At 39.3% G+C, this 12,077-nt stretch carries 15 protein-coding genes; 8 read left to right on the top strand and 7 right to left on the bottom strand.

All coding sequences use genetic code 11. The features are described 5' to 3' along the window. Nucleotides 1–7 precede the first annotated feature (7 nt). A complete protein-coding gene (locus tag ABH966_RS08995; protein WP_370077687.1) occupies nt 8–1,141 on the bottom strand; it encodes a DUF418 domain-containing protein in 1,134 nt (377 codons plus the stop codon). A 347-nt stretch (nt 1,142–1,488) separates the two neighbouring features. On the opposite strand from ABH966_RS08995, the gene ABH966_RS09000 reads away from it, so the two are divergent. After that, nucleotides 1,489–2,205 (top strand): MBL fold metallo-hydrolase, encoded by a 717-nt coding sequence (locus ABH966_RS09000; protein WP_370077643.1) that lies wholly within the window; start codon nt 1,489–1,491, stop codon nt 2,203–2,205. Nucleotides 2,206–2,217: 12 nt separating this feature from the next. Continuing rightward, nucleotides 2,218–2,817: a TetR/AcrR family transcriptional regulator gene (locus ABH966_RS09005; protein ID WP_370077645.1), complete on the top strand. Its 600-nt coding sequence runs from the start codon at nt 2,218–2,220 to the stop codon at nt 2,815–2,817. A 173-nt stretch (nt 2,818–2,990) separates the two neighbouring features. Here ABH966_RS09005 and ABH966_RS09010 read toward each other — a convergent pair whose 3' ends face one another. Then, on the bottom strand, nt 2,991–3,725 hold the full coding sequence (locus ABH966_RS09010; protein ID WP_370077689.1) for a class I SAM-dependent methyltransferase: 735 nt from the start codon (nt 3,723–3,725) through the stop codon (nt 2,991–2,993). A 195-nt stretch (nt 3,726–3,920) separates the two neighbouring features. Here ABH966_RS09010 and ABH966_RS09015 point away from each other — a divergent pair, with 195 nt between their 5' ends. Further along, nucleotides 3,921–4,163, top strand: a complete 243-nt coding sequence (locus ABH966_RS09015) for a hypothetical protein (RefSeq protein ID WP_370077646.1) — start codon at nt 3,921–3,923, stop codon at nt 4,161–4,163. Nucleotides 4,164–4,294: 131 nt separating this feature from the next. Here the strand turns inward: ABH966_RS09015 and ABH966_RS09020 are convergent, their stop codons facing one another. Continuing rightward, nucleotides 4,295–5,335: an NAD(P)/FAD-dependent oxidoreductase gene (locus ABH966_RS09020; protein WP_370077648.1), complete on the bottom strand. Its 1,041-nt coding sequence runs from the start codon at nt 5,333–5,335 to the stop codon at nt 4,295–4,297. 148 nt (nt 5,336–5,483) lie between these two features. On the opposite strand from ABH966_RS09020, the gene ABH966_RS09025 reads away from it, so the two are divergent. From ABH966_RS09025 to ABH966_RS09040, 4 genes are read left to right on the top strand one after another with little or no spacing between them, the layout of a single operon-like run. Next, on the top strand, nt 5,484–6,272 hold the full coding sequence (locus ABH966_RS09025) for an ABC transporter ATP-binding protein (protein WP_370077650.1): 789 nt from the start codon (nt 5,484–5,486) through the stop codon (nt 6,270–6,272). A 14-nt stretch (nt 6,273–6,286) separates the two neighbouring features. After that, nucleotides 6,287–7,204, top strand: a complete 918-nt coding sequence (locus ABH966_RS09030) for an iron-hydroxamate ABC transporter substrate-binding protein (RefSeq protein WP_370077652.1) — start codon at nt 6,287–6,289, stop codon at nt 7,202–7,204. Nucleotides 7,205–7,229: 25 nt separating this feature from the next. Next, a complete protein-coding gene (locus ABH966_RS09035; protein WP_370077654.1) occupies nt 7,230–8,231 on the top strand; it encodes a FecCD family ABC transporter permease in 1,002 nt (333 codons plus the stop codon). Beyond that, complete coding sequence (locus ABH966_RS09040) at nt 8,224–9,231, top strand: FecCD family ABC transporter permease (protein WP_370077656.1); 1,008 nt, start codon at nt 8,224–8,226, stop codon at nt 9,229–9,231. The genes ABH966_RS09035 and ABH966_RS09040 overlap by 8 nt, the downstream gene beginning before the upstream one ends. On the opposite strand, the gene ABH966_RS09045 is transcribed toward ABH966_RS09040, so the two are convergent. Continuing rightward, nucleotides 9,143–9,910, bottom strand: coding sequence for a hypothetical protein (locus tag ABH966_RS09045; RefSeq protein ID WP_370077658.1), 768 nt, complete (start codon nt 9,908–9,910; stop codon nt 9,143–9,145). The genes ABH966_RS09040 and ABH966_RS09045 overlap by 89 nt on opposite strands. A gap of 33 nt (nt 9,911–9,943) precedes the next feature. Then, nucleotides 9,944–10,348, bottom strand: coding sequence for a hypothetical protein (locus ABH966_RS09050; RefSeq protein ID WP_370077660.1), 405 nt, complete (start codon nt 10,346–10,348; stop codon nt 9,944–9,946). A 144-nt stretch (nt 10,349–10,492) separates the two neighbouring features. Between ABH966_RS09050 and ABH966_RS09055 the strand changes: the two genes are divergently transcribed. Beyond that, nucleotides 10,493–11,440 (top strand): nuclease-related domain-containing protein, encoded by a 948-nt coding sequence (locus ABH966_RS09055; protein ID WP_370077662.1) that lies wholly within the window; start codon nt 10,493–10,495, stop codon nt 11,438–11,440. Between the two features lie 143 nt (nt 11,441–11,583). On the opposite strand, the gene ABH966_RS09060 is transcribed toward ABH966_RS09055, so the two are convergent. Beyond that, on the bottom strand, nt 11,584–11,793 hold the full coding sequence (locus tag ABH966_RS09060) for a hypothetical protein (RefSeq protein ID WP_370077664.1): 210 nt from the start codon (nt 11,791–11,793) through the stop codon (nt 11,584–11,586). Nucleotides 11,794–11,867: 74 nt separating this feature from the next. Then, nucleotides 11,868–11,999, bottom strand: coding sequence for a hypothetical protein (locus ABH966_RS09065; protein WP_370077666.1), 132 nt, complete (start codon nt 11,997–11,999; stop codon nt 11,868–11,870). Nucleotides 12,000–12,077 lie beyond the last annotated feature (78 nt).

Below are 12,077 nucleotides of genomic sequence, written 5' to 3' on the forward strand. Positions count from 1 at the left end.
TTGTCGATTATTTCTGTGTGACACTTTGAATGGCGTGTTTCCGAATCCATTCCATTGGCCCAACATGAAAATGCTTGATACAAATATGTGCCATGAAAAGTTGTAGAAAGGAGAGGGTTAGCCAAATGCTGATAACTTCAATGCTATTCAATTTTCCACCTAAACCTAAGCCCCAGCCATAGAAAATAATAGATGCAATAACGTTTTGAAGCACATAGCAACTTAAAGACATTTTCCCAATCTCGCCAAATCTCTTCCATAACCAATCAAGCTTCTTATATTCTATCATTTTACCTAAAATACCAATATAACCAATTGATAGAATTGGTGCGAATAAATAACGTACAGGTAAATCAAATGCTCCTCCAGGAATAAAGATCAGGAGATTTAAAGGTATCCCAATAAAAATACCGATTTTGAATAGTTTTTGACGCGCTTGACGACCTTTGTCATCTTGTGAAAATACACCATTCCTCATCAGTTTTACGCCAAGTAAAAATAAAAAGATATTCATTGGAATAATAAAAATAGCTTCTGTTCTATAATAAAGAAAATTTGTTAAACGATATTGTATTTGCTCAAGCCAAGTTCCATTTTCATAAAGACTGACGACTGGATCGAGTCCAGCAAGGGAAACATTGATGGCACCTAGCAATGCACTAACTAAAATAAGCAGAATCGTCAGTGCGTGGAAACTACCAAAAACGTATAAAGCACGTTTAATCGCTCTATCACCAAATTTAACGATAAAAGCAACGATGACGGCTGTCACAGCATAGCTCATTAAAATATCATATTCCATAACTAAGGTGAAGTGGATAAGCCCCTCCATAAATAAAAAAACTATCGTCCAAATATACATGCCTGGCCAAGCATTTCCTTTTCGCAAAGCTTGCTGATATTTTAATTCTAGACCTACACCAAACATGATTGTTAATAAACCAAGGAGTTTACCGTTTACTAAAAAAAGGACTGCCATTCGTAAAAAGTCGTTCAATGACCACCAACCTGAAAAACTACTCGTTGTGATATACGAAATATCTCCAAGATAAGCAAAAATCCAAATATTTGTGCCAAGTGTCCCTAATACAGCAAAGCCCCGTAACATATCGATTAGGGGTAATCTTTGTTGAACCTTCATCATAAAATCACTCTTTCTTTGTTTTCTTATAATTATGATAAGAAAACGAAAGGGAAAAACATATTCACACCAGTCAAAGGTTCTTTATGACAGGTGTCATTTTATGGTTTATCAAGTGCAAGGGAAATAAAAAACAGTTATGCTTTTTATTAACACTATGGTGTTTTGGGTAGGGAAAATAGGAAGCGGTCACTTTTAGAATAATGTATTAGAAAAGCAGGAATCTTTCCTTCGAGGCACGAGAATTTTAGTCAAAATCTAAATTTCCTTAATTTAAATATTGCGAAAACTAATCATATTAGTTAAAATAGAAATACGATTAGTTGATAAAGGGGATTTGATTTAGAATGAAAATTACGAAGATTGGTACAGTGTTTCAATTGTCATTTATGCCAAGGATTTTTCCTGTTAATTGTTATATTGTAGAAGAAGAAAGCGAGCTTACACTTATCGATGCAGCCTTACCATATAGTGCAAAAAGTATAATAAAAGCGGCTGAAAGTATTGGTAAACCGATTACAAGAATCATCATTACTCATGCACATAGTGATCATATAGGAGCGCTAGACACGTTAAAAGAATTATTACCAGATAGTCAAGTGTGCATTTCTTCCAGAGATGCTTTGTTATTGGAAGGAAATAGTGCATTACTTCCAAATGAAAAAAACACACCCATTCGGGGAGGTATTCCAAAAAATATTAAGACTAAACCGGACTTATTACTCGAAGAAGGTGATTGTGTTGGTTCATTAGAAGTGATTGCAACTCCAGGTCATACACCTGGTTCCATCACACTTTTCGACACACGCAATAGAAGTTTAATCGCGGGTGATGCCCTCGTAACAAGAGGAAAACTACTAGTATCGGGAGTAATGAATCCGTTGTTTCCATTTCCTGCTCTAGCAACATGGGATAAAAGCACAGCTCTAATAAGCGCAAAAAAATTAAGGGATTTAAATCCAAGCTTACTTGCTGTGGGGCACGGAAAGATGTTGAAGCAACCACAGGAACTTTTGGACATAGCAATAGCAGAAGCAGAAAAAAATTTTAGACAATCAAAATAGGAAGTGAAAAAAATGTCCCGTCGAATGAAAATAGATATATCGATTATTTTACAAAAGGCAACGGAGCTAGTTGATGAACAAGGATTGGATCAACTTTCAATTGGACTATTAGCAGAAAAATTGGAAATACGACCACCTTCCTTGTATAACCATCTTGATGGATTAAATGAATTGAAGCAGAAGTTAGCTATTCAAGGCGTAAACAAATTAAATGAATATATGCTTCAAGCTGCAGTAGGACGTTCAGGTGATGATGCCGTTCGTGCAATTAGTCAGGCATATATTCAATTTGTTAGAGAGCATCCGGGGTTGTATGATGCAAGCACTCGCTTTCCAGATACTAACGATCAAGAACTTCAGCAAGCCCAAGAAGCTGTCGTGCAACTTGTACTTCAAGTGCTTGATGCCTATAATTTACAAGAAGAAATTGCTATTCATATGGTCAGAGGGTTACGAAGTATTCTACATGGATTCACTTCTATTGAACAAATGGGGGGATTTGGGATGCCACTTGATATCAATAAAAGCTTTTTAATCTTAATCAATACTTTTATTGAGGGCATTCATGCAGTTATGATTAATGAAGATAAACACATGCAAAGGAATGACTAAGGAGGAAATCTTGCTCTTTTAGGGAAAAGAAAGAAGCGGGAAATGGCACAAAGGATTAATTTCCCGCTATAAATTGTTGAACAGAATGGATGTTGAAGTGGGTGATTTGTCGTTGAACGAGTCTGCTGCTCTTTTTTATTTACATAGCAGTTAAGTTAAATAACATCCTCACACTATTTAGTACATGAATAAATTCTATAGTCTAAAACGCCTTCATACTTTAAGTTCATTTCAAAATGTTTATCCATTACCTCATAAAGTTCAGGTGCAATATCCTTCGAGTGATGAAGCTCAGGAATGGAGAAGATTGATTTATTTTTTTGAATACGAATATTTTTAAAACCAGCCTGGTTAAACAAAGCTACCCAATCCTTTTTCATTGAACAAGAATCAAATCCATAAAAATGTTTGATTTCCTTTTCAATTTTTTCTTCAAGTGGTTGATGAATAGTAAATTCAATGGCAATAAACCGACCACCTTTTTTTAATAAACGAAAAATTTCTTTCAGGGCATTAGGTTTATTGACAAAAGAAAGAACAGATTCAGAAATAATAAAATCAAATGTATGATCAGGTAACGGCACTTGTTCTATAGAGCATTGAATTATTTTTACGGGTAAGTGATTTTTTTTCATTCTCTTTTTAGCCTTTGCGACCATTTCAGGATTGATATCAATACCAGTTACTTTTGCTTCATATGTTTCCGCCAAATAGGCAGAAGTTTGGCCTGTACCACACCCTGCATCCAAAATGCGGGAGTTTTCGTTAATGCTCTCTACCTTGAATATTTCCTTAGTTAGATTAATGCCACCAGGATGCGCACCACCAACGCCAAATTTGGACAGAAAATCTAGATATTTTGAATTTTGAATCGGAATCCCTTCTTTATTCGTATTTTTGTATAATATGAAATTAAAAAAAGTATGGTTCCAGAGTTGTCATGAAGAACCTTTCAGAAAGGAAGGAGAGAATGATAAATAATTGGGCTTCAACATTTTTACAATACATATCAATATATTTTTTTAGCAACTTCTCCGATAGTCTAAACAATAAAAAAATACAGACGTATACTAGTAAAAAGATATTTGATAGGGGGTGAATTGATGCCATTTTATCCGCCTAATTCTAGAATGAGACCATTACCACCAAGATATAGACAAGGTTTTGGCCCTCCTATTCAAGGTAGAAGGGTGCAACCTTTCTTTAACCCTAATCAACAACCCCAAACTTCTAGATTTGGAAGATTACCACAGCATTTAAATACCATTATGGGCCATGCGGGAACAATAACAAATGGAGTTGGTATGTTAAGGCAAATGGGTGCATTTTTAAATTTCTTTAGGTAGATTATTTCGATGGGTCTTTTAAAGTCCATCCTATAAAGATAGCAAGAAAGGCTTAAGAACCCCTCTGAAGAGTAAATTTTCTTAAGAGGGGTTGTTGTGATTGAATAATCATTGTATTTAGTTTTTAATGATTATTTAAGGTGCTTTTCAATAATAGAGCGATTTTTCTCTTTAAACACTTCATTATGTGATGACACGACCCCGTGACGATAGGCAGTAGGTTCTAAATACGTTTTAATAGAGTTCACGGCATTGGCTGCATCTTGGAAAGTACCTAAAAGGAGATGAATCTTCCCTTCAAATGCTAAAATATCACCCGCTGCAAAAATACCGGGTTGCTCAGTTTCTCCCGTTGCTTTTCCTTCGAAATAGTAATCATCTTTTTTAGGAATGGTCAGTGATTGATCCAATGCTAATGATGCTTCGCGGTTATAGCCATGACTAACAATTACTTCATCGATTTGACGCGTATAACTTTGCTTTGTTTTTGAGTTTTCACATGTCACTAATTGAATCGCTGTTTTGTCAGCATTAGCAGTCAATTTTGAAATAGTTGTATGGCATTCAATCTTTACACCAGCATCTAAAGCTTCTTGTATTGTTGATTCATGCGCAGATAACTTATCTTTCCGATAAACTACAGTTACATTTTTAGCGATAGGACTAAGTTCAACTGCCCAATCAATAGCCGCATTTCCGCCTCCTGAAATAATAATTTCCTTGTCCACAAAGTGTCGATAAGATTGCACTGTATAGTGTAAATTAGTCATTTCATATTTTTCTGCTCCTTCTAGTGAAAGCTTTTGAGGGTTAATAATTCCGCCACCAACTGCTAAAAGAACGGTTTTAGAATAATGTTTATCTCCTTGCGCCGTATGTAGAACAAAAATTTCATCTTGGCGCTCGATAAAATCGACTTTCATACCTGTTAAAATGGTTGGATCAAAAGTTTTTGCCTGCGCAATCAACTGTTTTACAAATTGTTCGCCTAACACAGGAGGGTGTCCGCCAATATCCCAAATGAGCTTTTCGGGATAAAGTAAAACTTTACCACCAAGCTGATGTTGACTCTCAATTAACTTCGTCTTCAATCCTCGTAAACCACTATAAAAGGCACTATATAGACCTGCGGGGCCACCGCCAATAATTGTTACATCGTATAAATGTTGCATTTATAACACCACATCCTTAAAAAATAATAAAAAAGTATTTGACAAAACTTTATAGGAAAACTAGACTAACTTTAGTGATAATGATTATCATTATCGGTTATTCGTTATCATAGCATGGAAAGAAGTAAAAGGAAAGAGAGGTTATGTTGTGCGTTTACAAGTTGAATCGATTCGTATCGGCTACGAGGACAAAACGATTGTGCATGATTTATCGCTACAAATTCCAGACGGTAAAATAACGACCATTATTGGTTCCAATGGCTGTGGCAAATCAACACTTTTAAAGGCCATTACAAGGATTTTGAAGCATAAGAGTGGACAAGTCATATTAGATGGTCAAAATATTTCCGAGATGAACACAAAAGAATTGGCGAAAGAACTCGCCATCTTACCACAAAGCCCGGAAAGTGCACATGGTTTAACAGTAGAAGAACTTGTATCCTACGGTCGATTTCCATATCAAAAAGGCTTCGGTAATTTATCGAAAAAGGATAAAGAAATGATTGACTGGGCCTTAAAGGTAACTAAAACGGATGACTTTCGTCAGAACACGGTTGATGCCTTATCAGGTGGACAGCGTCAACGAGTGTGGATTGCGATGGCATTAGCGCAAGAGACCGATATTATTTTTTTAGATGAGCCAACAACGTATTTAGATATGGCCCATCAGTTAGAGGTTTTAGAATTACTTTACAAGCTTAACGAAGAAGAGAGACGCACAATTGTTATGGTGCTACATGATTTAAATCAGGCAGCCCGTTTTTCAGATTTTATCGTTGCGCTGTCAAAAGGAGAGCTTGTGAAGTTTGGTACTGCAGAGGAAGTCATGGTACCTGAAGTATTAGAAAAAGTGTTTAATATTGATGCAGTCATTGGTAAAGATCCACGAACAGATAAGCCAATGTGCATTACATATAACTTACTAGAAACAGTGTAAAAGGAGATATATTTATGAAAAAGTGGCTATTACCAATGTTTATGATGGTCGTACTAGTGCTTGCAGCGTGCGGCAATAAAGAAGAGAAGGCGGAAGAGGGCTCTAAAGATAAAACATCTGCAGAAACGATTACGTATCAATCAGAATCAGGTCCTATAGAAGTACCAGCTAACCCTAAACGTGTAGTTGTGTTATCTTCATTTGTTGGGGATTTACTACAGCTTGGCGTTAATGTTGTCGGTGTTGATTCATGGGCTGCAGATAATCCAAACTTCCAAGATGATATTAAAGATGCAGTAGTTGTTGAGAATACGGATATTGAAAAAATTATCGAGCTTGAGCCAGATTTGATAATTGGTTTAAATGGTATTGAAAATGCGGATAAATTAGCAGAAATCGCACCAACTGTATTATTTACTTATGGTAAAGTAGATTATTTACAGCAATTTATTGAAATCGGTAAGGCTGTTAATAAAGAAAAAGAAGCAACCGATTGGGTAAAAGATTTTAAAGAGCGTGCCGCAGAAGCGGGTACAAAAATTAAAGAAAAAATCGGCGAAAATGCAACCGTTACTGTTGCAGAAATGTTCAATAAACAATTGTATGTTTATGGAGATAACTGGGGTCGTGGCACAGAAATTATATATCAAGAAATGGGCTTGAAAATGCCTGAGAAAGTGAAGGAAGGTGCTTTAAAACCAGGTTATTTAGCAATTTCTCAAGAGGTATTAGGGGATTACGCGGGTGACTATGTGATTTTTAGTACATTTAAAGGCGAAGATAGCGCCATTAAAAATGCTGCGTGGTTTAAAGATTTAGAGGCTGAGAAAAATGGCCATTTATTTGAAGTGAATGCCAACGAATTTTACTTTAATGACCCAATCACTTTAGATTATCAACTAGATTTCTTTGAAAAGAAATTTTTACAATAATTTCAGTAGAGAGTAGCGAAGGAAAATGATAAAGTTTCGACATTTCCCATTTTGGCTTCAGGTGTTGCTTGCACTGATCTTATTAGCAGTGACAGTTACGATTTCACTTTGTATCGGCGCAGCAAATACGAGCATTCAAGATGTTTATCAAGCGATTGTCGGACAAGACGGTGGCAAGCATTATGCTATTTTAAGAGAAATTCGATTTCCTCGTATTATTGCTGCTATTTTTGTAGGTAGTGCACTCGCAGTTGCTGGGGCTATTATGCAAGGAGTTACTAGAAATCCGTTAGCGGATCCGGGACTTCTTGGCCTCACAGCAGGTGCGAATGCGGCACTTGCATTGACGATGGCATTCATCCCAAATTCCTCGTATTATATGCTTATTTTTGCATGTTTCGTAGGTGCGGGCGTAGGGATGATTGTTGTCTATGGTATTGGCGCTTCAACTAAGAATGGCTTTTCTCCATTAAAGTTAGTTTTAGCTGGGGCAGCTGTTTCCGCTTTATTACAAGCAATAGCAGATGGTACGGGAATATTATTTCGAATTTCAAAAGATGTTTCGATGTGGACGAGTGGTGGTTTAATAGGTACTACATGGCAAGCTTTAATAATTGCTCCGGTTATTGTGGTCGGATTAATTGTAGCGTTTGCATTTAGTCGTCAGCTAACTATTTTAAGTTTAAATGAAGAAGTAGCTGTTGGGTTAGGACAAAACACAGCAGTCATTAAAGGAATAATGATGTTTGTTGTTGTAATTCTTGCAGGCTCCGCAGTAGCACTTGTAGGTAATCTAGCATTTGTTGGTTTAATGGTGCCACATATTGTCCGTGCAATTGTAGGGACAGACTATCGATTTGTCTTACCGATGAGTGCTATTATCGGTGGATGGTTTATGGTGACCGCGGATTTTGCAGGTAGAATGATTAATGCTCCATATGAAACTCCGGTAGTTGCCATTATTTCAATAATAGGCCTTCCATTCTTCTTACTTCTTGTTCGGAAGGGAGGTCGTCAGATTGTTTAATGTCGGGCGAAAAAAACAACGTAGATGGTTATTGGTTTGGATCTTATTAACAATAGTAATTTTTGTTATGGGTATTTCAATGGGAGCAGCTTCGGTTTCGATTGATCGCATACTACCGATTTTAATGGGAGACGGTAGCTTCAAAGAATCATTCGTATTGTTCTCTGTTCGCTTGCCAAGATTGTTTGTGCTGGCAGCTGCAGGGATGGCGTTAGCTTTAGCCGGTGCCGTTTTGCAGGGGGTGACCCGTAATGACTTAGCGGACCCTGGTATTATTGGGATTAATGCAGGTGCAGGTGTTGGGATTACCCTTTTTTATCTCCTTGTCAATGGAGACTTACCTAACTTTGCGTATATGTTACCACTTGTAGGATTTTGTAGCGCTTTATTAACGGCAATCTGCATTTACTTTTTCTCGTACAAGCGCAATGAAGGTGTGCAGCCGGTCCAACTCATTTTAGTCGGAGTAGGTGTAGCATCTGCCTTATCGGGTGTAATGATCATATTAATTTCCTCAGCTGAGCGTAGTGATGTGCAATTTATCGCGCAATGGCTTGCGGGCAATATTTGGGGAACAGATTGGCCATTCTTCTGGGCTTTATTGCCTTGGCTTGTGCTAGGCATTCCATTTATTTTTTATAAAGCAAATGTGTTAAACGTACTGGCGATGACAGAACAAACGGCGGTTGGCTTAGGCTTAAATATAGGTCGAGAGCGTTTACAATTATTAGTTGTCTCTGTAGCACTAGCTGCGGCAGCTGTATCGGTCACAGGAGGCATTGCCTTTATCGGTCTCATGGCTCCACATATTGCAAAACAGCTTGTCGGACCACGCTACCAGTTCTTTCTACCCCTGACATGGTTTATCGGTGCAAGCTTACTAATGCTAGCGGATACAATTGGCCGCGTAGCTATTTCAAGTGCAACAGTACCAGCAGGTATTGTCGTAGCATGTATCGGCGCACCTTATTTTTTATATTTACTACGAAAAAACGACTGAATGGCTTTGGCTGTTCAGTTGTTTTTTTATGTTGAAAGGCTTTATGGAAAGAAGTCTCAGAGCGACGGAAAGAAAGCCTGAGGCGACGGATAAAATTAGCGTCGACGGAAAGCAAGGCCAGACCGACGGAAAGAAGTCTCAAGGCGACGGAAAGAACAGCGACATCGACGGAAAGAAAGCCTGAGGCGACGGATAAAATTAGCGTCGACGGAAAGTAAGGCCAGACCGACGGAAAGAAGTCTCCGAGCGACGGAAAGAACTCCTGCATCGACGGATGGCAATCCCAGGGCGACGGATCGAAATAGCGGCGACGGAAAGCGAGACCCCACCGACGGAAAGAAGTCTCCGAGCGACGGAAAGAACTTCTGCATCGACGGAAAGAAAGCCCGAGCCGACGGATAGAATTAATGGCGACGGAAAGCAAGGCCGACCGACGGAAAGAAGTCTCAAAGCGACGGAAGGAACAGCGACATCGACGGAAAGAAAGCCTGAGTCGACGGATAAAATTAGCGTCGACGGAAAGCAAGGCCAGACCGACGGAAAGAAGTCTCAAAGCGACGGAAAGAACAGCGACATCGACGGAAAGAAAGCCTGAGTCGACGGATAAAATTAGCGTCGACGGAAAGTAAGGCCAGACCGACGGAAAGAAGTCTCCGAGCGACGGAAAGAACAGCGACATCGACGGAAAGAAAGCCCGAGTCGACGGATAGAATTAATGGCGACGGAAAGCAAGGCCAGACCGACGGAAAGAAGTCTCCAAGCGACGGAAAGAACTCCTGCATCGACGGAAAGAAAGCCCGAGTCGACGGATAGAATTAATGGCGACGGAAAGCAAGGCCAGACCGACGGAAAGAAGTCTCCGAGCGACGGAAAGAACTCCTGCATCGACGGATGGCAATCCCAGGGCGACGGATCGAAATAGCGGCGACGGAAAGCGAGACCCCACCGACGGAAAGTCCGAGCGACGGAAAGAACTCCTGCATCGACGGAAAGAAAGCCCGAGTCGACGGATAGAATTAATGGCGACGGAAAGCAAGGCCAGACCGACGGAAAGAAGTCTCAAAACGACGGAAGGAACGCTGACATCGACGGAAAGCGAGCAAAAAAATACTAGCAAGAGCTGAATAGTAGGAATTTTTCCGTTCTTTCTATCTAAAAAAGTTGATGAAAGATTTAATTTGTATTACGTATTTCAAGTTTTTTGGAACCTCTTTTAATGAGGTTCTTTTTTTATACAATAGTTATAGGGGGTGAAGAAACAATGATTTTATTAGACCGTCAGGAATCGGAGCAACACAAAATTTTAGATGCTTTGATACGGAGATTACCTAGCACACATACTGAATACATGAATTATTTTGAGAGGTTGAGACGTATACACGCAGGCTTTGCTGGTGAGCAAAGAGTAGATGCCGAATGGCTTGAAATTAATTTACCTCATCAGCATTATTTTCTTCATGATTTACAAATACTTAATCACTTTGGCACTACTCATCAAATAGACACCGTTTTACTTTGTCCTCAATTTATATTGATACTCGAAATTAAAAATGTAACAGGCTTTCTTGATTTCGATGAATCCTTTAATCAATTTACACGAACTACAGCTGAAGGGGATATCGAGGGAATGACTAATCCATTTCATCAAGGGAGGCGACATATGGAATGGATGATGGGAATGTTGCATCAGTCACGGCTTGAGATTCCTGTCCATTATGCTGTCGTATTGGCTACGAAAAATGCTATTTTATCGAAGAGTTTAAGGGGACAACCAATTTTTCATGTTTCAGGTTTACGTTATCATGTTCGAAAATGGCTTCAACAGCATAAAAAGGCGGGGGTGGATGAAGAAAAGTTATTTCAATTTGCTTCTAAATTATTATCCATGCATAGGCCAATCAAAAGAGAAATAGCACTGCCTGTCCGAGATTTAGTAAAAGGTGTGCTATGTGAAAGTTGTTTAAATGGACAGAAAATGAACTATCGTTTCCCAAAATGGTATTGTCAGCGTTGCGGAGCAGTTGATCAAGAGGCAATTTTTAGGACGCTTGAAGATTATCGATTGCTAGTAGGCGAAACGTTAACAAATAAAAGCTTTTGTGAGTTTTTTGCAATAGATTCGCCGAATACAGCTTATAAATTACTACAAAAGTTACCGTTGAAAGCTGAGGGTACAAAAAGTAACAGGAAGTATTGGATTGTAGATTAAAGAGCAGAAATTCAAGCGGTCTGAAGTTTTGCTAGAAATGTTGCAGAAGGCTAGAAGTCTTAGAGCGACGGAAAGAACTCCTGCATCGACGGAAAGAACCCTCAAGGTGACGGATAGAATCAGCAACGATGGAAAGGAAGGTCTCACCGACGGAAAGAAGTCACAGAGCGACGGAAAGAGCTCCTGCCCCGACGGAAAGAACCCTCAAGGTGACGGATAGAATCAGCAACGATGGAAAGGAAGGTCTCACCAACGGATAGAAGTCTCGGAGCGACGGAAAGAACTCCTGCCCCGACGGAAAGAACCCTCAAGGTGACGGATAGAATCAGCAACGACGGAAAGGAAGGCCTCAACGACGGAAAGAACACTCAAGGTGACGGATAGAATCAGCAACGATGGAAAGGAAGGTCTCACCGACGGATAAAAGTCACAGAGCGACGGAAAGAGCTACTGCCCCGACGGAAAGAACCCTCAAAGTGACGGATAGAATCAGCAACGATGGAAAGGAAGGTCTCACCGACGGATAGAAGTCACAGAGCGACGGAAAGAACTCCTGCATCGACGGAAAGAACCCTCAAGGTGACGGATAGAATCAGCAACGATGGAAAGGAAGGTCTCACCGACGGAAAGAAGTCAC

Origin of the sequence: Lysinibacillus sp. RC46 (assembly GCF_041262385.1) — a bacterium.
GTDB lineage: Bacteria > Bacillota > Bacilli > Bacillales_A > Planococcaceae > Lysinibacillus.